Source organism: Telluria sp. ZB4P37 (assembly GCF_059685855.1).
Genome location: NZ_JCASID010000019.1, coordinates 1 through 23,216 on the forward strand (window position 1 = coordinate 1; position 23,216 = coordinate 23,216).

General features: G+C 65.9%; 18 protein-coding genes. 11 read left to right on the forward strand and 7 right to left on the reverse strand.

Annotated elements, in window-relative coordinates:
• Positions 1–149: 149 nt before the first annotated feature.
• From tal to pgi, 6 genes are all read right to left on the reverse strand, one after another.
• Positions 150–1,079, reverse strand: coding sequence for a transaldolase (gene tal / locus AC56K1_RS21055; RefSeq protein WP_497159736.1), 930 nt, complete (start codon positions 1,077–1,079; stop codon positions 150–152).
• Between the two features lie 175 nt (positions 1,080–1,254).
• Complete coding sequence (locus AC56K1_RS21060; RefSeq protein ID WP_497159737.1) at positions 1,255–1,755, reverse strand: GAF domain-containing protein; 501 nt, start codon at positions 1,753–1,755, stop codon at positions 1,255–1,257.
• Positions 1,756–1,954: 199 nt separating this feature from the next.
• Positions 1,955–2,809 carry an SIS domain-containing protein gene (locus AC56K1_RS21065; RefSeq protein ID WP_171082253.1) on the reverse strand — a complete coding sequence of 285 codons (855 nt, stop codon included), beginning with the start codon at positions 2,807–2,809 and terminating at the stop codon, positions 1,955–1,957.
• A 6-nt stretch (positions 2,810–2,815) separates the two neighbouring features.
• The gene (zwf, locus tag AC56K1_RS21070; RefSeq protein WP_497159738.1) at positions 2,816–4,285 is read right to left on the reverse strand and encodes a glucose-6-phosphate dehydrogenase; all 1,470 of its coding nucleotides are present in this window, start codon (positions 4,283–4,285) and stop codon (positions 2,816–2,818) included.
• Between the two features lie 176 nt (positions 4,286–4,461).
• Positions 4,462–5,364: an SMP-30/gluconolactonase/LRE family protein gene (locus AC56K1_RS21075; protein ID WP_497159739.1), complete on the reverse strand. Its 903-nt coding sequence runs from the start codon at positions 5,362–5,364 to the stop codon at positions 4,462–4,464.
• A 19-nt stretch (positions 5,365–5,383) separates the two neighbouring features.
• Complete coding sequence (gene pgi / locus AC56K1_RS21080) at positions 5,384–7,027, reverse strand: glucose-6-phosphate isomerase (protein WP_497159740.1); 1,644 nt, start codon at positions 7,025–7,027, stop codon at positions 5,384–5,386.
• 326 nt (positions 7,028–7,353) lie between these two features.
• On the opposite strand from pgi, the gene edd reads away from it, so the two are divergent.
• From edd to AC56K1_RS21100, 4 genes are all read left to right on the forward strand, one after another.
• Positions 7,354–9,273, forward strand: coding sequence for a phosphogluconate dehydratase (gene edd / locus AC56K1_RS21085; RefSeq protein WP_497159741.1), 1,920 nt, complete (start codon positions 7,354–7,356; stop codon positions 9,271–9,273).
• Complete coding sequence (gene eda, locus AC56K1_RS21090; protein ID WP_497159742.1) at positions 9,270–9,893, forward strand: bifunctional 4-hydroxy-2-oxoglutarate aldolase/2-dehydro-3-deoxy-phosphogluconate aldolase; 624 nt, start codon at positions 9,270–9,272, stop codon at positions 9,891–9,893. Before edd ends, eda begins: the two co-directional genes overlap by 4 nt.
• Positions 9,894–9,899: 6 nt before the next feature.
• Entirely contained in the window at positions 9,900–10,445 is a 546-nt protein-coding gene (locus AC56K1_RS21095; RefSeq protein ID WP_497159743.1) for a Rhs element Vgr protein, read from the forward strand.
• A 300-nt stretch (positions 10,446–10,745) separates the two neighbouring features.
• Entirely contained in the window at positions 10,746–11,300 is a 555-nt protein-coding gene (locus AC56K1_RS21100; protein ID WP_497159744.1) for a DUF4755 domain-containing protein, read from the forward strand.
• Positions 11,301–11,366: 66 nt separating this feature from the next.
• On the opposite strand, the gene AC56K1_RS21105 is transcribed toward AC56K1_RS21100, so the two are convergent.
• Entirely contained in the window at positions 11,367–13,841 is a 2,475-nt protein-coding gene (locus AC56K1_RS21105; protein ID WP_497159745.1) for an AAA family ATPase, read from the reverse strand.
• A 346-nt stretch (positions 13,842–14,187) separates the two neighbouring features.
• On the opposite strand from AC56K1_RS21105, the gene AC56K1_RS21110 reads away from it, so the two are divergent.
• The 7 genes from AC56K1_RS21110 to AC56K1_RS21140 are packed head-to-tail and all read left to right on the forward strand — an operon-like array spanning position 14,188 to position 23,210.
• Positions 14,188–14,913, forward strand: a complete 726-nt coding sequence (locus tag AC56K1_RS21110) for a hypothetical protein (RefSeq protein ID WP_497159746.1) — start codon at positions 14,188–14,190, stop codon at positions 14,911–14,913.
• Entirely contained in the window at positions 14,910–15,983 is a 1,074-nt protein-coding gene (locus tag AC56K1_RS21115) for a hypothetical protein (protein WP_497159747.1), read from the forward strand. The genes AC56K1_RS21110 and AC56K1_RS21115 overlap by 4 nt, the downstream gene beginning before the upstream one ends.
• Positions 15,980–17,341 carry a caspase family protein gene (locus AC56K1_RS21120; RefSeq protein WP_497159748.1) on the forward strand — a complete coding sequence of 454 codons (1,362 nt, stop codon included), beginning with the start codon at positions 15,980–15,982 and terminating at the stop codon, positions 17,339–17,341. The genes AC56K1_RS21115 and AC56K1_RS21120 overlap by 4 nt, the downstream gene beginning before the upstream one ends.
• A gap of 38 nt (positions 17,342–17,379) precedes the next feature.
• Positions 17,380–18,126 (forward strand): hypothetical protein, encoded by a 747-nt coding sequence (locus AC56K1_RS21125; protein WP_497159749.1) that lies wholly within the window; start codon positions 17,380–17,382, stop codon positions 18,124–18,126.
• A complete protein-coding gene (locus AC56K1_RS21130; RefSeq protein ID WP_497159750.1) occupies positions 18,123–19,703 on the forward strand; it encodes a hypothetical protein in 1,581 nt (526 codons plus the stop codon). Before AC56K1_RS21125 ends, AC56K1_RS21130 begins: the two co-directional genes overlap by 4 nt.
• A gap of 1 nt (position 19,704) precedes the next feature.
• Positions 19,705–20,928 carry a surface-adhesin E family protein gene (locus AC56K1_RS21135; protein WP_497159751.1) on the forward strand — a complete coding sequence of 408 codons (1,224 nt, stop codon included), beginning with the start codon at positions 19,705–19,707 and terminating at the stop codon, positions 20,926–20,928.
• A complete protein-coding gene (locus AC56K1_RS21140) occupies positions 20,925–23,210 on the forward strand; it encodes a lipase family protein (protein WP_497159752.1) in 2,286 nt (761 codons plus the stop codon). The genes AC56K1_RS21135 and AC56K1_RS21140 overlap by 4 nt, the downstream gene beginning before the upstream one ends.
• Positions 23,211–23,216 lie beyond the last annotated feature (6 nt).

Genomic DNA, 23,216 nt, shown 5'->3' on the forward strand with positions numbered 1-23,216 from the left:
ACCCGCAGTGCCGGAAAGGTACTGCTGGACGATGGCGAGCTTAAATTGCTCACTGTACTTCGACATGAAAAAACCCCAAAAGTTGGTGTCCAACTTTTGGGGTTCAGTTCACCCGGGGCGCGCTTTTGTATTTACCGCATGCGTCTTGATCAACGCATCGTTTCGATCATCTGCTTCAGCTTGATCGAATCCGCGACAAAAGCGCGGATGCCTTCGGCCAGCTTCTCGGTGCCCATCGCGTCTTCATTGAGCATGAAGCGGAAGGTCTTTTCGTCCACGGTGATCTTCTCGATGTCGGCCTGCGCCTCGGCGACCAGCTTGCGTTCGAGGGGGGTATCGCTGTCGGCCAGCTTTTGCAGCAGGTCCGGCGAGATGGTGAGCAGGTCGCAGCCGGCCAGTTCCTGGATCTGCGAGGTGTTGCGGAAGCTCGCGCCCATCACTTCGGTCTTGTAGCCAAACGTGCGGTAGTACTGGTAAATACGCTTGACCGACTGCACGCCCGGATCGTCCGCGCCCTGGTAGTCGGTACCGGTCGATTTCTTGTACCAGTCGTAGATGCGGCCGACGAACGGCGAGATCAGCTGCACGCCGGCGTCGGCGCAGGCGATCGCCTGGCACAGCGAGAACAGCAGGGTCAGGTTGCAGTGGATGCCTTCCTTTTCCAGGATCTCGGCTGCGCGGATGCCTTCCCAGGTCGAGGCGATCTTGATCAGGACGCGCTCGCGCGAGACGCCGGCCTTTTCGTACAGGGCGATCAGCTCGCGGCCCTTGGCGACGGTGGCTTGCGTGTCGAACGACAGGGCGGCATCGATCTCGGTCGAGACGCGGCCCGGCACGAACTTCAGGATCTCGACGCCGAAACCGATCAGGAGGTTGTCGACGATTTCATCGACGGTGGCGTGCGGCGCATCCGCAATGGCCTTTTCCAGCAGCGGGCGGTATTCCGGCTTTTGCACGGCCTTCAGGATCAGCGACGGATTGGTGGTCGCATCCTGCGGCGTGTAGGCCTTGATCGACTGGAAGTCGCCGGTGTCGGCGACGACGGTGGTGTATTGCTTGAGTTGTTCGAGTTGGTTCATCGTGGGTCTCGGTGTGAATGAGTGAAACTTGAATGTGGTGTTGCGGATTCGGTCGGAGAACTTGGATCCCCGCCTGCGCGGGGACGACGTGCAAAGTGTGTATTGCAAATACGGGTACCACTGACCTGCAGCCTAAAAACCGTCGTTCCCGCGCGGGGGGAACCCACTCAACGCATTATGAAAAATCGGTCCCATCCATGAACGCCGCAATCATGCGCTCCAGCCCTTCGCGGTCTTCATCCGAAAACCGGTCCAGCACCGGGCTGTCGATATCGAACACGCCGAGCACTTCGCCATCCTTGATCAGCGGAATCACGATCTCCGAATTCGACGCAGAATCGCAGGCGATATGCCCCGGAAAGGCATGCACGTCCGCCACCACGATGGTCTTGCGCTCGGCCGCGGTGGTGCCGCAGACGCCGCGTCCGAACGGAATGCGGGCGCAGGCCGGCTTGCCCTGGAAGGGACCGACCAGCAGGTCCTGGCCGTCACCCTTGCGCGCCGGCACGGTGAAATAGAAGCCGGCCCAGTTCAGGTCGGAGAGTGTGTCATAGACGAGCGCCGAGAACTGCGCGGCGTTCGCGATCAGGCTGCGCTCTCCTTCGAGAACGCTCTCGACCTGGCGCTCGAGCAGGGCGTAATCGGGACGGGTGGTGCGTTCGGGATTGATATGCATGGCGGTGCCCGGGATGCTTTGGAAACCGGCTATTTTACACCTGTGGCATTTTCAACGCCGCGGCCGCTCAATCAAGATTGGGCTCCCGACTGCGCGGGAGCGACGGTTTTAAGGCCAACAACATTTGCACGTCATACCGGCGAAGGCCGAAACAATGCCACTGGCATTGTTCCGTCCAATTCGTTCGAAAAGCGTTAGCTCAACCAATAAACGAATCGAACTGCATATCGAACTCCTGCAACGCCTTCTGCGCATTCTGCATCTTCTTGCGGAATTCCGGCCCGCGCTGCAGCGCCAGGCCCACGGCCAGCACGTCGATCACGACCAGGTAGGCCAGGCGCGCCGAAATCGGCGTGTAGGGGTCGATCGCGAACACCAGGTCGATCGGGATGAACAGGGTGGCGATCTCCGCCAGCGGGGTGCCGGACGGCGCCAGCACGATCACGTCGGCGCCGCCGCGCCTGGCCAGCTTGGCCGAACGGGTCAGGGCCGGATTGTTGCCGCGCTGGGAAATCGCCACCACCGCATCGCCTTCGCGCAGCAGAGCCGCCGCGATCGAGTGGATGGCCGGGTCGGTATAGGCCACGGTCGGCACGCCCGAGCGGAAGAACTTGTGCTGGGCGTCGCAGGCCACGAAACCCGACGAGCCCTGGCCGTAGAACTCGATCTTGTTGGCGCGCGAGAGGATGTCGAGCGCCTTTTGCACCAGCTCCGGCTTGAGATTGTTGCGCAGGTCGAGCAGGGTATTGATCGAGCGGCTGCAGATCTTGTTCACCAAATCGGCCGCCAGGTCGTCCGGCGCCGGCTGCTCGTTCGCACCGGGGAGCGCCAGCGCCAGGCCCTGGGCCAGCTTGAGCTTGAACTCGTGCCAGCCGTCGTAGCCGAGCGTGCGGCAGAAACGCACCACGGTCGGCTCGGACACTTGCGCATTCTTGGCCAGCGCGGTGATGTTCTGGCTCACCGTGCTCGACGGCGCGGCGAGCACCGCGAGCGCCACCTTGCGCTCGGATTTCGAGAGCGAGTCGAGCTGGGTGCGGATGGAGTCGAGCAGCATGGCTATTTAATCTTCCGGCAGCACTTCTTCGCGCCACTGCAGGCCATCGCGGCCGATCAGCGCGCTCGAGGCGGCTGGGCCCCAGGTGCCGGAGGAATAGGGCACCGGGGTGGAATCGTCCTGCTCCCAATGCTCCAGGATAGGCTCGACCCATTCCCAGGCCGCTTCCAGCTCGTCGCCGCGCATGAACAGGGTCAGCTGGCCGCGCAGCACGTCGACCAGCAGGCGTTCGTAGGCTTCCATGCGCGGGCTCTTGAACTGCTCGCGGAAGTCCAGCTCCAACTCGGCCTGCTTCAGGCGCATGGAATCGCCCGGGGTCTTGGCCATCAGGTTCATCGACAGGCCTTCGTCCGGCTGCAAGCGGATCACCAGACTGTTTGGCTGGAAGCTCGACGTCGGCTGGTTGAAGATCGAATGCGGGATCGGCTTGAAGCGCACCACGATTTCGGCCAGGCGGTCGGCCATGCGCTTGCCGGTGCGCAGGTAGAAGGGCACGCCGGCCCAGCGCCAGGTGTCGATCTCGGCCTTCATCGCCACGAAGGTCTCGGTCTTCGAGCCCTTTGGCGCTTCCGGCTCGTCGCGGTAGCCCGGCACCGCCTGGCCATCGACATAGCCGCCGCGGTACTGGCCGCGCACGATGTTCTGCGCCAGCGTGGTCGGGGTGAAGCGTTTCAATGAACGCAGCACCTGCAGCTTGGCGTCGCGTACGGCGTCCGGCGAAATCGAGGTCGGCGGCTCCATCGCGACGATACACAGCAGCTGCAGCAGGTGATTCTGCAGCATGTCGCGCAGCGCGCCCGAGGTGTCGTAATAACCCAGGCGGTTGCCCACGCCAATTTTCTCGGCGATGGTGATCTGCACGTCCGAAATCCATTCGCGGCGCCACAGCGGCTCGAACAGGATGTTCCCGAAGCGCAGGGCCAGCAGGTTCTGCACGGTCTCTTTGCCCAGGTAGTGGTCGATCCGGTAGATCTGCGATTCAGCAAAGACCTTGCCGACGTCCAGGTTGATCTGCTTGGCCGAGGCCAGGTCGCGCCCGAGCGGCTTTTCCAGCACCACGCGCGAGTTCGGCGATACCAGGCTTGTTGCGGCCAGGTTGTCGCAGATGGTGGCGAACAGGTGGGGCGGGGTGGCCAGGTAGTAAACGCGGGTGAGCGAATCGTCCTTGCGCAATGCCTCGACCAGCGGGCCGTAGGTGGCGACATTCGTGGCGTTGAGCGCCACGTAGACGATGCGCTTGAGGAAGCGCGCCCAGCTTTCCTCGTTGGGCGTGTCCTTGATGTGCTGCTTGGAGTTCGTCTCGACCATCTTCAGGAATTCTTCCTGGGTCGCTTCCTCGCGGCCGACGCAGATGATGCGGGCGCTGTCCGGCAAGTCGTTGCAGACATCGCGCGAGTACATCGCAGGGAGCAGCTTGCGCATCGCAAGGTCGCCGCTGCCGCCGAAGAAAACGAGGTCGAAATCGGAAAGTGCCATAGGAATCTGGGGGAGAGTGAAGACTTGGATGTAAATTTACTACACGAATATCGTGTTAGCAAGAAAATATACTACGAAACCGCCGGGTTGGACGGTGAACTCCCGCGCATCGCAGGGTGGGCGGCGCACGCGGCGCGGATGAATCCCATCACCGGGTGGAGCCGCCCATCCTACGGTTATGCGTGTGACCGGTATTCCGGCTCTTCCCGCCCCGCCACATCCACGCGAATCGACAGCAGCTTCCCGCTGAGCGGATAGGTCGCCAGCTCTTCCGCCGACCGTCCATGGCTGGCGCTGGTGATGTATAGCGTGCGCAAGTCCGAGCCGCCGAAGGCGAGCGAAGTGGGGCAGCGCACCGGCAGCGCAATCTCGCGCAGCACCGTGCCATCCGGCGCGATGCGCAGCACGCGCCCGCCTTCGAACATCGCCACCCAGTAGGCGCCTTCGCTGTCGACCGTCGCGCCATCCGGGCGGCCGCCGTAATCCGCAGCCGCCTTGTCGCTCGAGAAGGTCTTGATCGTGCGCCCGTTCGATTGCACGCCGGTCGCCGGGTCGAAATCGTAGCAATCGATGCGGTGCGTCGTCGTATCGGCATGGAACATCGTGCCGCCGTCCAGGCTCCAGGCCAGGCCGTTCGAATTGGTCATGCCGCCAGCCCAGGCGCGGCGCAGCTGGCCGCGCTCGAGCACGTACATCTCGGCGGCCGGCTTGTCGCGCGGCTCGTACATGGTGCCGATCCAGAAGCGGCCGGCCGGGTCCACGCGGCCGTCGTTGAAGCGGACGATGGACGTGTCGTAGGGCGCATCCGCGATCGGCGTTTCCTTGCCGCTGGTCGTGTTCAGGCAGACCAGGCCGGCGCGCGTGGCGACCATCAGGTTGTTGTCGCCGTCGATGGCGATCGCCGACGGCTCCGAGCCCATTTTCCACGAGCTGAACTTGCCGCTTGCAGGGTGCACGCGGTTCACAGTGAAGCCGTTGATGTCGACCCAGTACAGGGCCGACTCGACCTCGTGCCAGGTTGCGGATTCGCCGACCAGCATCGGCGCGTCGTGCACCACTTCGAATTTTTCCGTTGCCATGTGCATGTTCAGTTGGGGTTCAGACGGCGGCCTTGGCCCGTGCAATCAGGCCGTTGGTGGAGCTGTCGTGGAGTTCGGGTTGGGGCTCGCCTGCCAGCTCGGCTTCGATCTTCTTGGCCAGCACCTTGCCCAGTTCAACGCCCCACTGGTCGAAGCTGTTGACATCCCAGAGCACGCCCTGCACGAAGGTCTTGTGTTCGTACAACGCGATCAGGGCGCCCAGCGTGGCCGGGGTGAGCCGCTCCATCAGGATAGTGTTGCTCGGACGGTTGCCCGGGAAGGTCTTGTGCGGCGCCAGGCGCTCGATTTCGCTCGGCGACAGGCCTTGCTGCTGCAGGTCGATCCGCACTTCGTCGAGCGTCTTGCCCTTCATGAAGGCTTCCGACTGCGCGAAGCAGTTCGCCAGCAGGGCAGTGTGGTGGTTCTGCATTTCGTGCGCAGGGCGCAGCGCGGCGATGACGTCGATCGGGGTCAGGTCGGTACCCTGGTGCAGCAGCTGGAAATAGGCGTGCTGGCCATTGGTGCCGGGTTCGCCCCAGATCGCCGGGCAGGTCGGGGTGTCAACCGGCTCGCCGTCGCGCGTGACGCGCTTGCCGTTGCTCTCCATGTCGAGCTGCTGCAAATAGGCCGGGAAGCGGTTCAGGTCCTGGTGGTAGGGGGCAATCGTGACCGACGTGGCGCCCAGGAACTGGCGGTTCCAGAACCCGACCAGCGCCAGGATCATCGGCAGGTTTTCTTCGACCGGAGCAGTGCGGAAGTGCTCGTCCAGCTCGTGCGCACCGGCCAGGAAGTCGGTGAAATAGCCGAAGCCCACGGCCAGTGCCACCGGCAGGCCGATGGCCGACCAGACCGAATAGCGCCCGCCAACCCAGTCCCAGAACGGGAACATGTTGGCCGGGTCGATGCCGAAGGTTTTAATGGCCTCGGTATTGGTCGAGACCGCGACGAAGTGCCTGGCCAGCGCTTCTTCGGGCGCATTCTGCAGGAACCAGGCGCGCGCCGTCTGCGCGTTCATCATCGTCTCGGCGGTCGTAAAGGTCTTGGACGCGACGATGAACAGCGTGGTTTCCGGATCGACCTGATTCAAGGCCGCATCCATGTCGTGGCCGTCCACGTTCGACACGAAATGCAGCGCCAAGCGCGGATGGGCGTAGTGGCGCAGCGCCAGCACGACCATCTTCGGGCCCAGGTCCGAGCCGCCGATGCCGATGTTGACGATGTCCGTGATCGGCTTGCCCGTATGACCCAGCCAGTCGCCGCTGCGCACCGCGTCGGTGAACAGCTTGACGCGGTCGAGTACTGCGTGCACGTCGGCATTCACGTCCTGGCCTTCGACCACGAGTTTCGCGCCGCGCGGCGCACGCAGGGCAGTGTGCAGCACGGCGCGGTTTTCGGTGTTGTTGATCCGTTCGCCGGCGAACATCGCATCGCGGCGCGCCTCCACGCCACGCTCGCGCAACAGCGCCGCGAGCAGTTCAAGCGTGCGCCCGTCGAGGCGATTTTTTGAATAGTCTAGGAACAGTCCTGCAGCTTCGGCCGAGAGACGCTCGAAGCGCTGGGGATCGGCGGCGAACAGGCTGCGCATCTCCCAGTCTTCGGCCTCGATGGCATGGGTTTCAAGGGCCTGGAAGCTGGAGGTGGAGGTCAGGGAAGGCTGGCGCATGGGGTCGGTGTCGATGGCACAATGTTGTCAATAGCAGATTAGCGAATAATACAATATGTGTGCGTAAATTCACTACACAAAAAGTGGTTGTATTCGCATGGTGGTGTCGCGCGACGATGATGTGATCGCGCAAGAGCAGCCGGAATTCGTTGGGGCGGCGGGTCCCCGCCCACGCGGCGATAGTTGGAATATGTGCAGCCGCACGGGCAACAGCACCGTGATGTGAACGCGTGGCCGGGAAACCCGACCACCCTGCCGGCCGATTTGCTGCACCCCAAATAAATCTGTAGTAAAATTTCAGATACCAAATTTAAGAAGGAACGATCATGGCGCTGCACCCCGTAGTCGAGCAGGTAACCAAGCGGATCATCCAGCGTAGCCGGCCATCGCGCGCGGCTTACCTGGCGCATCTCGAAGCGGCCCGGATCCAGGGTGTGCAGCGCGGCGCGCTGTCGTGCACCAACCTGGCGCACGGCTTCGCCGCCTTCCCGGCCAACGACAAGCTCAAGCTGCGCGAATACAAGCAGCCGTCGGTCGCGATCGTGTCGTCGTACAACGACATGCTCTCGGCCCACCAGCCCTTCGAGTATTACCCGAAAGTGATCAAGGACGCCGTGCGCGAGATCGGCGCCGTGGCCCAGTTCGCGGGCGGCGTGCCGGCCATGTGCGACGGCGTTACGCAAGGCCAGCCGGGCATGGAGCTGTCGCTGTTCTCGCGCGACACCATCGCCATGTCGACCGCCGTGGCGCTGTCGCACAATATGTTCGACGCTTCACTCTACCTGGGCATCTGCGACAAGATCGTGCCGGGCCTGCTCATCGGAGCGCTGCACTTCGGCCATATCCCGGGCATCTTCGTGCCGGGCGGTCCGATGACCTCGGGCCTGTCGAACAAGGAAAAGGCGCGCGTGCGCCAGCTCTACGCGCAGGGCAAGGCCACCCGCGAAGAGCTGATGGAATGCGAAGCCCAGTCCTACCACGACGCCGGCACCTGCACCTTCTACGGCACCGCGAACAGCAACCAGATGCTGATGGAGATGATGGGCCTGCACCTGCCGGGCGCCGCCTTCATCACGCCGGGCACCCCGCTGCGCGATGCGCTCACGCGTGCTGCCGCCCAGCAGGCGGTCGCGATCTCCCAGCAGGGCAGCAACTACATGCCAATCGGCCGCATCGTGGACGAGAAGAGCATCGTCAACGCCATCGTCGCGCTGCACGCGACCGGCGGCTCGACCAACCACACGCTGCACCTGGTGGCGATCGCCCGCGCGGCAGGCATCGTGATCGACTGGAACGACTTCGACGAACTGTCGAAAGTGGTGCCCTCGCTGACCCGCATCTACCCGAACGGCGAAGCCGACGTGAACCACTTCCAGGCCGCCGGCGGTCCTGGCTTCGTGATCCGCGAACTGCTCGACGCCGGCCTGGCCCACGAAGACGTCAACACCATCCTCGGCCACGGCCTGCGCAATCACTGCAGGGAGCCCTTCCTGGGCGAGGACGGCAAGGTCGTGTGGCGCGACGTGCCGCAGCAAAGCGGCGACGACAGCGTGCTGCGGGGGGCGGCGAACCCGTTCAGCGACAACGGCGGCATGGTGCTGGTGCAGGGCAACCTGGGCCGCGCCATCATGAAAATCTCGTCCGTGAAGAAGGAATACCACGTGGTCGAAGCGCCGGCGCTGACCTTCGATTCGCAGGAAGCCTTCATGCAGGCCTATAAAGACGGCAAACTCAATCGCGACTTCGTGGCCGTGATCCGCTTCCAGGGCCCGCGCGCCAACGGCATGCCGGAACTGCACGCGCTGACCCCGGCGCTGTCGAACCTGCAGGACGCCGGTTTCAAGGTGGCGATGGTCACCGACGGCCGCATGTCGGGCGCTTCCGGCAAAGTGCCGGCGGCGATCCACGTCTCGCCCGAAATCCTTGCCGGCGGCCCGCTCGGCCTGGTGCGCGACGGCGACATGATCCGCGTCGATGCCACCACCGGCTCGTTCGCTGCGCTGGTGCCCGACGACGTCTGGGCCTCGCGCAGCATGGCGACCGCCGACCTGTCCAAGAGCCACATCGGCATGGGGCGCGAGCTGTTCGCCATGTTCCGCAACGCCAGCACGCCGGCGGAGCAGGGCGCGGCCACCTTCCCGATGCCCTCGCCCATCCCGACCACCGTACCGCTGCACGAAGGCATCAACGCCGATGAAGTCGTGCCCGGTTCAGACGAAGACTTTCTCTTTAGGACGCAGAAATGACCTTACTTGAAATCATGCGCTCGGCGAGCGTCATCCCTGTCATCGCCATCGACGATCCGGAGCACGCCGTGCCGCTGGCCAAGGCCCTGGTGGCAGGCGGCATCCGCGTGCTGGAAGTGACGCTGCGCACCAAACACGGCCTGGAGGCGATCCGCGCCATGAGCCAGGTCGAAGGCGCCATCGTCGGCGTCGGCACCCTGACGCAGGCCGACGAATTCGCAGCCTCGCGCGATGCCGGCGCCGTGTTCGGCGTCTCGCCTGGCCTGACCCCGATGCTGATCGAGGCGGCAAAGAGAAGCGGCCTGCCGCTGCTGCCGGGCGTGATGACCCCATCCGAAGTGATGGCCGCGCGCGAGGCGGGCTTCCGCCAGCTCAAGCTGTTCCCGGCAGTGCCGGCGGGCGGCGTGGGCATGCTCAATGCGATCGGTGGCCCGCTGCCGGACGTGACCTTCTGCCCGACCGGCGGCATTTCGATCGAGACTGCGCCGAAGTTCCTGGCCTGTAAGAACGTGGCCTGCGTGGGCGGTTCCTGGCTGACCCCGAAAGACCTGATCGCCGCCGGCGACTGGGCCGGGATCACCGAATTGGCCAAGGCGGCGGCCGCACTGCGTGCCGCATAAGCCTGTATGAAACGCCCGCGATCCCGTCCCCTGACCGAGGCCGAGATCGCGATGGCGTCGCTGCTGTTCGGCGACGCCATCGACTATAGCCGCGTCCGTATCCACGGGCGCCGCTACATGCCCCTGCAGCCGAAGAACTGCTGCATGACGCCTAACGGCAGCATGTACTTCCATCGTTCCTGCTTCCTGCCCGATTACACCCGCGGCGACCCCGGCGCCATCCACTGGTTCATGCACGAGATGGTGCACGTATGGCAGCACCAGCTGGGCTATCCGGTGCGCCTGCGCGGGGCATTTCGTATCGGGCTGTCCTATGACTACACCCTGCGCGATGGTGCGCAACTAGCCGACTACAACATGGAAGCGCAGGGGGATCTGCTGGCCGATTACTTCGTCCTCGCCCACCTCGGCAAACCCGCGTCGCTGCGCCAGCCGCACTACCGCGGCAGCCTGGCCCTCTACCGCCAGGTGCTGGCGGCATTCCTGGCCGATCCGTCCAGCCGCGCCCACCTTCCGCGGGCGCTGTCATGGCGGCGCGAAGCGCATGCCTGAGCCGCAGGCGAGCGGGCACGCCGGCATCCCCCATGCGTAACAGGCACCGCCCAAAAAAATAATTACATGAATGTTTGAAAAATGGCGGATTACCGCGTTCTGGGTAAGTGCCGTCGTTGTTAACAACGGCACGCGCCAGCAACCCGGGCGGTGATGATTGGATAGATTCGTGGCATTTCTACAAGTTAAAATCGCAACCGCGCATTATTCAGCGGCGCGGTTTTTATCCACGTTTTGTCAGCCGGTCTCGCTGGTCGCCGATCCCGGGTATTTTTAATCCACAGCCCTTCATACACAACGATGAAAAACTTCCTTAAACCCGCACTGGTGGCGCTCGCCGGCCTGTACTTCTTTAATTCGTCCAGTTCTACCTTTGGCGGACTGTCTGCGCTGCTCGGCCTTATTCTGCTCGCATGGGCTGTATGGCTGTTTATCAAGGCGATCAAGAATCATTCCAGCGAAAGCGCGGTCGATCCGCTGAAGCAGAAACTGGCGGGATTCCAGTATTCACATTTTCACCTTGATTCCGGTGTCGCCCTCGATACGAGTGCGAAAGAAGTCCACCTGCTGTCCAAGGGCGTCCACAAGGTGTATCCGTATGCGAAGATCCGTTCGTGGGAGACCAATGTGGCGAGCGGCGGGATGATCATGGCGGCTTCGGGATTTGGCGCCTCGATGGCGGCGACAGCGGCCAACGTGCGCCAGGCCAGGAATAACAGGTCCAGCACCGGCCTGTTTTTTGAAGTGAAAGATATCGATTTCCCAAAATGGCAAATCGAGTTTCCAGCGAAAAACATCGAGCATCAGCTGCAACGCTGGATGGAAATCCTGCGCCAGGAAGTGAACGAATCCTGATTTCCCGGGCGCCGGCCTCGGCCGGCGCCGCAGCGTCACGGCTGACAGCTCGTCAGCCGATCACCTTCAGTCCAGCACGATTGTCCGTCCCGCCACCACGCTCCCCGCGAAATCATTCTCCACGATTCGGATATCCTCGATCTCCAGACCTTCGACATCAGCGCGGTGCATCGCCTGGTTGGCGGCCACGCTCACCAGAGTATTGAGGTCGCGCCCCGACATGCCTTCGGTGGCGGCAGCCAGCTTCGGCAACACGGCCGGGAGCGCGAAACCGAGCGGCTTATTGCTCAGCAAGACTTCCAGGATATCGGCACGGGCCTCGGCGTCCGGCAGGCCGATTTCTTCCTTCTCGCCGAAGCGCGACAGCACGGCATCGTCGATCTTGTCGACGCAATTGGTCGCGGCCAGCAGGAACACGAAACCTGCACCAGCGCGTGACTTGATGCCGTCCATTTCCTGCAACAATTGGCCGATGATTTCCTGTGAATAACTGTCGCCTTCGCCGCGGCGGGCAGTGACAATGTCGATTTCGTCGATGAACAACAGGCAGGGCGCCTGGCCGCGTGCGGTCTCGAAGATCTGGCGCAGGCGCTTGCCGGACTCGCCAAGGCTGCTGCCCTTGACTTCGCTGGTCGTCACCGCTTGAAAGGCCAGGCCGGATTCGGTGGCGAGCGCCCGCGCGATCTGGGTCTTGCCGGTGCCGGGCGGACCGTAGAGCAGCAGGCTTTTCGGCACCGGGAAGCCGGCTTTCTGGTATTCCTCGGCGCGCTTGATCTTGCGCGCCAGGCCTTCCAGCTTGGTCTTCACGCGCGCCGGCAGGATCACCTGGTCCCAGCGCACGCCGTCGGTCATGGTCGAGGCCTTCCCGCGGGTCTGCTTGACGATGCTGGTGAACATGGCTTCGGATGGCTCGTCGAGCAGGGTCGCGCCCTGGAAGCTGGTCGCCAGGTTGCTCAGGTCGCGTCCGGACATGCCGGCGGTTTCCTTTGCCATCTTGTCCGACACCGGCAGGGCGATGTTGCGCTTGCCGAATTCGAGTTCCAGGATGCGCTTGCGCGACTGCACGTCGGGCAGGCCGATCTCGATCATCTGGTTGAAACGCGACACGATCGCGCTGTCCAGGTTTTCGCGCCGGTTGGTGGCGCCGACCACGAAGACCTGGCCGGCCGAGGAATTCATGCCATCCCATTCCGCCAGGAAGGTCTCGACCAGTTCGTTGTCGAAGTTGACGTTGTGGCCGCTGGCCGAGCGTTCCGAGCGCGTGCCGAGGATACCCTCGCATTCGTCGATGAACAGGATACAAGGCGCCTTGCTGCGCGCTTTTTTCCAGATGTTGACCACGGCAGGCGCGGTCTGGCCCTGGAACTGGCCCTTGAGGTCGGCCAGGTTCACTGCGATGAAATGGCAGCCCGAGCTCTCGGCCAGGTTGCGTGCGATGCTAGTCTTGCCGGTGCCAGGCGGACCGTACAGCAGCATGCCTTTCGGCGCGCCTGCCTTGCCCAGCTTGAACAGCTCGATCTGGATCACGATCTGGTCAAGCGCGTTACGGTTGACGGCGACATTGCGCCAGGCCGCTTCCTGGGTGGACAGCGTCTGGATGCGTGCCTTGAGGATGGCCAGTTCGCCGTCTGCTGCGCGGCGGCTGTCGGCATGGGCCGACATGGCTTTCATCGCCAGGGCCAGCGCCGCGCTGCGCTGCCGCAGCAAGGCCTCGAGCGCCGGCTCGACCAGCTTGAAGCGCGCGGTTTCCACCGCCTTATCCGACAGGTCGATCCAGCGCATCTTCTGGCCATCCTCGGGCAACTTGATCCAGAAGCCGACGCCATTGGTCCTTGTGTCCGAGACGAAGCCGACCAGGGTGGCGCCGAACATGTCGCCGTAGGCCTTGGTGTCGAAACTGCGGGCGCTATCAAAGCTGCTGCCGCCGAAGCTCACCTGCACGCACTGGTAGGGGTAATCCTTGTTGCCGGATGGGGTCGTAGCCAGTTGCACCACCGCCGGCCGGTAGCCCTCGACCAGCGTGAGCGCGGCCACGCTCTTCATGCTGGCCTGGCGCGCGAACTCGGCACGCGCCTTGCCCAGGAATTTCCAGTACACAAAGGCGGCGGCGGCGGCGGCCAGCACCAGGCTGACCAGGCCCCAGGCCGGGAGCAAATACATCAGCAAGCCGAATACGGCCAGTACCGAGAACCAGGCGCCGATGACGGGATTGATGCCCCATTTCCACGGGGCGGTGGTCAATTGCTTGAGTCCCAAACATTTCCACGCAGATTGTGCGAGCGCGGCTGAATAGAGCGCCGTCTTGCCCTCCGCGTACAACGTGCGCAAGCCGGCGTCGAGCACGCCCAGTTCTTCCTGCACCGGCGCCACGGCCGCGCCGAGCACGCGGTTGGCGTCGTCGCGTTGCGCCTGCAACTTGTCGATGCGCTCTTGCAATTGAATGCGCTGCTTTTCCAGATGGCTGTCAGGTGCGGCTTTGGCGGGCGTGGGAAGCGCTGCGGCGCTTGCAGGCAGAGAATCGAGGGTGGAAGTCGTCATCATAGTGTCATCAATTAAGAATAAGCAGGCCGCTGCCAATAACAAAGGCAAAGCGAATCATGCTATCGGCTTTTATCTGCGAACGCAATTCTACCTACCGTGCATGAAAGGTATTAGCGCGCCTGGTCCTAAAACGACAGAATTCGAAAATTTTTAAAGAGAACATAATGCGGCCTGCATAAAAATTCGATAGATCTGCGAAAGTTTTAAAAATCCGGTATGTACGCCGTTATATCGGTAAGCCGTGAGCTTTACAAACAAATATGGGCACGTTATGCTGGCTGCCTGATTTCATTATTGCAACATTTTTCGCCAGTGGCGGAAGGCTGTAAATATTATCTCCATGGATGTGAATACAGCCCTCGATTCCGACCACGCGGCCATTATCGATTACTGGGATCGCCGCGCAAATGGCCTGAGCGAGGCGGAATGGGCCGATTTCTATCGGCTGGTAATGCCGGTCCTGCTGCGTACTCGCCTGCCGGCTGGCTTCAACACCGACGCGCAGCGCCGGGATCTCGCCAACCTGTTTTTCCAAGACAAGATTCTGCTGAACGCCTCGACCACCCGCGCCGGGCCGCTGCTTCACGTGCATGCGTTGCACGCTTACCTGAAACGCTACGCCCTCGACCTGGCGGACGACGCGCCGCCGGGCGCACCGATCGACGAGAACCTGCCTGCTACGCCACCCGCCCCAGGCCACGAGCGACTGCTGCGCGAAGCCGGTATCGACACCGCCACGGCGATGCACAGCGCCGACGCTTTCCTCGCCAGGCTGGCGCCGGGCGAGATCGCTTATCTGAGCCTGCATACCTGCACCGATGAACACGAGCGCGAACCGGTGTCCGCCATCGCCCGGCGTTTCACATTGGGCACGGCGTTCCATCACAAGGCCAGGCGGCTCGGCATTACGCGCAGCAAGGGCGAGAGCTACCGCCACTACGGCAAGACCAGCATCGGCCGCTGGATGCTGGACGTGGGCGTCGAACTGCAACTCGACTGGCGCGAGGAAATCGCGGCACTCCTGACGCTCTTGTGCCAGCGTGTGCGCGCGCGGTACCGGAGCGCCGCATGACGGTGCACCTGTACCCGCCGCTGGCGCTGATCGAGGCCGGGCTGTTCGGCGGTGGCCCGATGCCGTCCGCCGAACTGGAGGACAGCGCCGGGAATGTGGCGGCCGGGCCGATGCCGGCTCACCTGGCCGAACTGGTGCGGCGCCGCGTGGTCAGCGATGCCGCCTGGCCGCCGCAGGCACCCGCGGCCGGCCAGATCCGGCGCCTGGACACCGGGCGTGCCTGCGGCGTGCTGCTGGGCGCCAGCCAGGGGGGACAGCGCTGGCGCGGCTGGCTGGTCGCCCAGGAAGCCGACTATGCAGGCGAGCGCGACCTTGTCCTGCAGGAAGAAGACGGCATCGTGGCCCCGGAAGCGGCAATGGTGCAGGCATGGAACCCGGTCGAGGTCGTGATCTTGGGCGACGAAGCGCTCCTGGGCAAGTTACCGGCCGCCATGCTCGGAGCGATCGTGCGCCTGGCCGACCTGCAGGCGCCGCTTGGCGACGGCGCCGTGCTGCCGCGACCGGGACGGATCGGCGCCTGGGATCTGGAAGAGGGCACCACCGTCGTGACCGGCACGCCGCTGGGCGAGGCCGACGACCCGCGCCACGCCTACCAGCGCTTGTACCGCCGCCTGGCCGGGCAAGTGCAGGCCACGGGAGCCACACGGCCGCGGCCGGCGGCGCGCTCCGGCCGCGTGTTCGATTGGTTGCGCGACACCTTCGTCACGCCGGCCTGGACCTTCGGCGCGCTGGCGCTGGTGGCCGCCCAGGGCCTGTGGATGCTGGGCGGACATGCTCCGCGAGACAACAATGCCATGGTCTATCGGAGCGGCGCGGGTCCGGCCTATGCCCCGGCCTGTGCGCCGCGCCTGCGCGTGGTGTTCGGCGCCGACGCCGTGTATGCCGATATCGTCGGCGCCCTGCGGCAGGCGCAGGCGACGCTGGTGCAAGGGCCGTCCGAGGATGGCGAGGTGTGGGTGTCAATGCCGGCGGGCAGGGATGCGCGCGCGGCGGCCGCCATCCTGGCCGACAGTCCCGTAGTAGAGCAGGCCGACCTCATCGCACCCGCGCACCCGGAGTGCGCGCCATGAAGCGCCGTACTTTACTCCGCGCGGCCGCGCCGGCCCTGCTGTTGGCGAGCACGGGCAGCCACGCCGCCGTACCCGCCGCGCGGCTGGCGCTCGTGCTGGGCAATGCACGCTACGGGGGCAGCGGCACGCTGCCGAATGCCGTCAACGATGCGCGCCTGATGGCCAGGACCCTCGCTGCGCTCGGCTTCGCGGTCACCGAGTACTACGACCTCGACCGCGAGCGCATGGCCGCGGCGGTCACCGGCTTCGCCATGCGGATCCCGTCCGGCGCCACCGCCTTCGTCTACTACGCCGGGCACGGCATGCAGCTGGGCGGCGCCAACTACCTGAATCCGGTGGACATGCCGGTGACGGGCGAGCAGGGCGCCCGCCTGCGCGCCTATCCGCTCAAGACAATGCTCGAGCGCTTGGCGGGTTCGCATTCGGCCCTCAACATCGTGGTGCTGGACGCCTGCCGCAACAACCCCTTCCAGCCGGTGTCGGCGGTCCGCTACCGCAGTTTCGCCGGGATCGGACTGAAACAGGTGGCGCCGCCGCGCGGCACCTTTATCGCCTACTCGACCGCGCCCGGCCAGCTGGCGGCGGACGGCAAGGGACCGCATAGCATCTACACCCAGGCCCTTGCGCGCGTGCTGCTGGCGCCGGGACATGAGCTGGAAGAGGTATTCCGCACCGTCGCCGGCGAAGTACGCCGCAAGACGCTCGACGACCAGCATCCCTGGTACGAGTCGTCGGTGGCCGGCAGCTATTATTTCCGGCCCCAGGGCGGGCAGCGAACCGATGTCCTGCCCGCCGTCGTGGTGGCTGGCGGCGTCCGGCCCGCCGGCGCCAGCTGGGGCATGCGCGCGGAGCCCGGCCCGGCCTGGTATCGCCAGATGAGCGCGGCCGAGTGGCAACTGGTGGACTGGGAGATCCGGCAGCGGGTGCGCAACCTGCCGCGCGACGAAATGCCTGCGCTGGAACGCAAGGCGGGCGCGGGCAACGTGGTGGCGCAGACCGTGCTCGGCATCGCCCACCGCGAAGGCCAGGACCGCGCGCGCGACCAGAACGGCGGGCGCACGGTCCGCTTCAACGCCAGTCACGGCGCGGCCTGGCGCTGGCTGAAGAAAGCCGCCGAAGCCGGCTTCCCCGTGGCCCAGGCCGAGATCGGCGAGATGTACTACGTCGCGCACGGGACCGCGCGCGACCTGGAGGAAAGCCGGCGCTGGCTCGAGCAGGCCGCCGCAGCCAACTACCCGCGCGCCAGGCTCGACCTGGCCCAGCTCGATCTCGAGACCGGCCGTGGCACGGGGCGCGTGCAGGAAGCGGTGCAATCGCTGCTCGAGAGCCTGAATGCAGCGCCGCCGCCCACCCGATGAATGCCAACGACCGAAGCGACCAGCAGACACGCACAACGATGACCCACTTCAAGCAATCACTCCCGTCCCTGGCCCTGGCTGTGGCCCTGGCCGGCTGCGCCGTACAGGAAGGCCCCGGTCGCAGCATGCGGATCGGAATCGACAACGCGGCCCTGTTCGGCCGCACCATCGACGAGTTCGTGCTGCCCGATGGCAGCGCCGCCTCGGTGCGCGAGCTCGAGCGGCGCTATTCGGTCAAGCTGCAAGCCTGGTCGCGCGTGGTCGACATCGACAAGGCCACGGCGCTGCGCTTCCGTTCGGCGCAGGAGGTCGACGGCTACACAGTGATCGTGCTCGACAAGTCGGAACGCCAGTGCCGCCACAAGATGCAGCTGCTGGCAGTCAAGGGCGCCGAGGTGCGCGCCTGGGACTTCGGCAATTGCCAGGCGCCGCCGGTGGCCGTACCCGGCGGCAGCGGGGCGAGCTTCGACGTCGCCAATGGCGCGCACGTCACGCGCTACCAGTTCTCGCAGGGGAAGCTGCTGTACGGCGACATGGTCGCGCGCGCGCTCCCGCTAGTGCCGGCGCCATCCCCGCGCACCGCGCCGGCCTCGGCGCCCGTCGCCCTTGTTCCAGCGCAGGCGCCGCGGCAGCCGGTGGCCAGGGCGGCGCCTGCGCCTGCGCGCACGCCCGAGCCGTCCATCCCGGCCGCAAGGGCTTCGCGTCGGGCCACCGCCCTGCCAGCGGTCAAACTCGAATTCGAGCAGAAAGAGCAGGCTCCCCGCACCATGTACCTGAACCGATGATGTCGCCGCGCGCCACCTTCTCCCTCATTGTCCTGACGGGCGTCTACGTGTGCCTGGAGCTCGGCTTCAATGCGCGCCTGCTCGATGCGCTCGGCGGCCACGTCACGACCGCCGATATCCACGGCCTCGAGACCTGGGGGCGCTGGCTGTCCGGGGCCGCGATCGCGCTGCTGTTGCTGCAGGCCGCGATCCACGTGCGCCGCTCGAAGCCGATGTTCGCGCGCGGCGCCGGCGCCGGCGTCTACTGGATTTTCACAGCAGCCCTGTGCGGCGCCGGCGCCACCGCCGTGTATTTCTCGCTCGACCGCCTGACCGAACATCTGGTCGAAAGCAGCAGCGGCGAATTCCGCCGTTCCGCGATGACCGCCGTGCTGGCCAAGTCGGCCCTGGTCGACGGCACCACCCGTCTCGGCAACCTGGCGGAGGGCGAAAGCCTCGCCAGCAAGCCCGAAGGCAAGGCCTTCCTGGCGCTGTTCCCCCTGTTCGCCGGATCCATGGACAGCCTCGAGGAAGAATTCGGCCCGGACAAGAAGCCCCGGGTGCAGCGCATGGTCGAAGGGACGCTGGGCGGCCCGGCCGCGTTCTATGGGCATTACCGCGAAGCGATCCAGGAAGTACATGCGCGCTGGCGCAAGTACGGCGCCGCGCACCCCGCCGCGCTCAAGGCGCGGCTCGAAGGCTCGATCGGGGCCGAGCAGGACAGGGCCTGGGCCCGGTACGTGCGCGACCTGGGCCGGCGCGGCTGGTCGCCCCATACCGTGCCTTACGCGGCGCAGGAGCGCGTGCGCCAGAAGGTGCGCAGCCGGGTGCCGGTGGCGGCGGACTGGGACCTGGGCGACGAGGAAGCCTTCCGCGCGGCGGTCGCGCACAAGGCCAGCGCGGCGGCCGAGCGGCGCCTGAACGCGCGTGCCGGCAGCACCGTCGCGCCGGGGCTGGGCTGGGAAGCCTTCCTGGCGCAGCCGGCGGTCCAGCGCGAACTGCGCCGCCAGCTCGGCCTGCCGTCCGGCGTGGTGCTGCAGCCGCACTACGCCACCGGCGCCCAGTTCCAGCGCGCCGTGTTCGACCCGCTGGTCAACCTGCAGCTCATGAAACGGTGGCAGGCCTACGAGGCCGATGCCCCCCAGCTCGCCGACGGCGGACGCTTCGAGGCCGAGGGCAGGGATGCAGCGCGCGCTGTGATCGTGCCGCCGCTGGCGCTGTTCTGCTCCCTGCTCGGCGCGCTCATGCACATGACCAAGCTGGCCTGCATGCTGTGCTACGCCGCGATGCGCCGGCCGGACGGCTCGGCGCCCCAGTTCGGCCGTGCGCTCGCCGGGATCATGGTCCTGGCCTTGGCCGGCACTGTCTCGCTGGCCTATATCGACAATCGCTTCACCAGCAGCAAGGCCTACGAACTGCTCGAGAACAAGATCGCCAACTCGGAAACGGCGCCGGGCTGGTCCCGGCTGATGGCGCGCGCGCTGCACGGCGTAGCGGTCGGACAGGGCCTGCTGTTCCCGGTGAACGAACGCATCCGGACCACGCTGTTGTTCGGCCTGGACTATGGCTATACCCCCGACAAGCACCCTGGAAGCTGACATGACGCACCTGACACGATTCACTCTTTGCCTTCTTGGATTCCTGGGCGTCGCGCTGCCGGCAGCCGCCCAGGACACGGCGGCGCCGCGCCACCTGTCGGAACTGGAGGCGGCCGGCGCCGTCTTCATGGACGACATCAACACGCCGCTGCTGCACCACACCGCCACGGGCACGCCCTACAACCTGCAGGTGCTGGCGCGCGGCGACAACCACACCGCCACCGTGCGTCCGCAGCGCAAGCTGCGCAACAAGATCGAGGACCGCGACGAGTTCGTGCGCCAGGAATCGATGCCGGCCTGGAGCGCGTTCGTGGACGAGCGCGTGGCGCTGCTGCGCCAGGCCCGCAGCTACCTGATCCCGATCGAGGTGACCTGGCAGGAATACGATTTCGCACGCGGGCGCTATCCGGTGGCGCTGGCCATGAACAAGCGTGCCTCGATGCGCGCCGGACCAAGCTACCACTGCGCCGGGGCCTACGACACCGGTCCGCGCAACTCGTTCAAGACCGCTTGCCTGCACGCGGTCAACGAAGACCAGAACGACTCCTTTCTCCGCTACTTCCCGGTCGCGGATACGGCGCTGGCGCGCGAGATCCGCAACAATGGCCGGCGCTTCCTGATGTTCGCGCTCGGCGAGCCGGCCGGCAACTACCGCGTCTTGCGGGGCAACGAGATCCGCTACATGCCGCTCGAAATCTTTGCCGCCTCCGGCTACCAGCCGGTGCGGATCACCCAGCTGATCCTGGCCAGCGCGGAGGGCGAGATCTTCGCCATCTCGCGCAGGAGCGGGGCGCCTGCCGCCGCCGCCGCCGCCGCGATGCCGGCAACGCCGGCTGCACCCGTCGCCGCGGGTCCGACCGTCCCTGCCGGCTGGACCCTGGTCGCGCATGACACCGCCGTCACCACCTACGTCGACCCGGCCAGCGTGCGGCGCGAAGGCGCGACTGTCCTGTACCGCATCCTGATGGACTTCGGCGACGCGACTGTCTCCCCGGTCAAATCGACGATCGCCCTGTACGAGAGCGACTGTGCGCGCCGCACGATGCGCCAGCTGCGCAACAAGGGCTACGGCGGACGCTTCGGCAGCGGCGGCATGCTCGCCGAGGTCCAAGAGCCGCAAGCGGCAAGCACGCCCGGCAGGGGCTCGGTCGGCGAGTCGATGTTCGTGTTCGCCTGTAACGCCGCCAGCGGCGCGCGCCAACCCTTTACCTTCACGTCGCCATGAATCTGACGCGCCACCTCCTGTCCTGCGCCATGCTGTGCCTCACCGTCCCGGCCTGGGGCGGTGCGCCGGCGCTGCCCATCGTCCAGCAGCTCGAAGGACCGCACGCGGTCATGGACGACCTGAACCTGCTGCTGCTGTTCGCGCAGCGCACCGGCCAGGCGGTCGACCCGGTGGAGCTAGCCGAGATGAGCGATGGCCGCGCCTCCGACGACATCCGGCAGGCGCTCGCTTACTTGCGGGCGGCGGCCAACGCGCGCGAGCGCTTCGAACGCAGGACCTTGCTCGAGTTCGCGCTGCAGGAGCGCCAGGACCGCCTGCGCGGCGGCGTCCCCTATGTGCTGCCGCTGGTTTCGACAATCGGCGCCTTCGACGCGGCCGGCAAGCGTTTTGCGCTGCAACTGAGCCTGGACAGCGGCGGACGCACCGGCGATCCAGGCCGGCAGTGCATTCAACCCTACCGGGTCGCCGGGGCGGAGGTGGTGGCCTGCATGGTGTCCGTCAGCCTGGCATCGGGCGACCCCATCTTCAACTCCCTGCCGGTGCCGGATGCGGCCAGCGCGGCGCTGCTCTCGGCACGCCACGCGCAAGGCAAGCTGCGCCTGTACGCAGTGGCCGAGGATGCCGGCGGGGCCAGCTTCGCGCAAGGGGCACTGGAGCGCATCTGGAACCAGCCGGTGCGGGTGACCGGGCTGTTGCTGGTCGATGCCGAGACCAGCAAGGTGCTGGGCGTGGCCAAGGCACAGGCAAGCGGACAGCTGGCCGGCAGGGCGCCGGGCGCCACGCCGGACACGCGGACGCCGGTCGGGTCCGGAGGCGGGCAATTGGCGGGACAACCTGGTGGCCCGCCGCCCGCTCCGGTGCGCCCATCGGGCCCGCCCGCAGGCTTGCCGGCGGTGCTGCCGACAGGTCCGGGCGCGCCGCCGCAGCCGCGAGCCGGCCCCGGGCCGGAGGAGCTCGCCGACGCGCCGGTTCCCGATGTCGACCGCCTGTTGTCGCTGCTGTCGCTGGCCGTGTACAGCGATGCCGACAAACTGCGCCTCGGCGCGGCCGACATCGCCGACCTGGAAGCGAAGATTCGCCGCATCGAGAACGACCCGCGCCGCAACGAGGGCGTGCGCATGAAGGAGCTCAAGAAGCTGGCCATCGCTCTCGGAAAGAAGCGCCACCGGCTGGCCGAGCACGAGTACATGCTCCTGCGCAAATCAGAGCTGCCGGCGCGCGAAGGCCTCAGCCAGCTCGATGTCGATCCCGCCACCAGGAGCGATCGCCTGCACTACGAGCGCTACCGGCTGCGCGACGGACGCCACGTGGTGGTCTTCCGCGGCAGCGATACGCGTGCCGATTTCGAGACCGACTTCCAGCTGGCGACGACGCCGGAAATGCTCAACGAGCTGGGGAGCAAGCTCAGTTCCTCGGGTGGCGGGATGCGCGGGGCCGTCGGTAACTGGATGCTCGAGCGCGCCAGCCGCCAGGTCGCATCGAACCCGGCCGCCTTCCAGCTCGCCGACATGGTGGTGGCCGCGCTGATCCGCAGCGGCATACCGCGCGCGAAGATCATCCTCACCGGGCATTCGCTGGGCGGCGGACTGGCCCAGTACGCGGGCTTGCGCAACGGCGTGGGCCTGGTGGTGGGTTTCAATCCGGCGCCGCTGACCCCTGGACTGATCATGCAGCTGCCGGGGGACGCCGCTACGCACACGGATGCGCGAAACTATGTCTCCTTCGTGCCGCGGCCAAGCGGCGAAGGGGGCACCTTCGACCCGGTCTCGCACGCCGCGGCCGACCTCACCGGCCTGCACAACCCGTCCAGCCTGCGCGTGCTGGGGGACAAGCGCGTGGTCACGGTCTGCAACGACCTCGAGGGCGAGGACTTCAAGGCCTTCATGAACGCCGCGCAGGGTGTCGTGACCAACTACACGCTGGCGACCATGGCCGTCGGCAGGGGCAAGCTGGTCAATGGAGGCATGGTGCTCGGAGCTGCCTCCGGCCTGAGCGGCTCGGGTACCGAGCGCCCATCGGCAGCCATCACCGGCGGCTGGGAAGGCCGGAAAGCCGGCACCATGCTGGGCGCCGGCTTGAACTGCGTGCGCCATCCCTTCCTGTGCAGTGCTGCAGCCGTGGGAGGTGGATTCATCAGCATCGCCACGCGCATGCAGCTGCCCGAGGTGTGGGCGATGTACACCGCCCACAGCATGAAGCTGCTGAACGCGACGCTGCGCGGGGAAGATGCGCCCAGTTGCGCACCGGGCGGGCTGTCCCATGACCAGGAGACGATGCAGTAAGGGCTT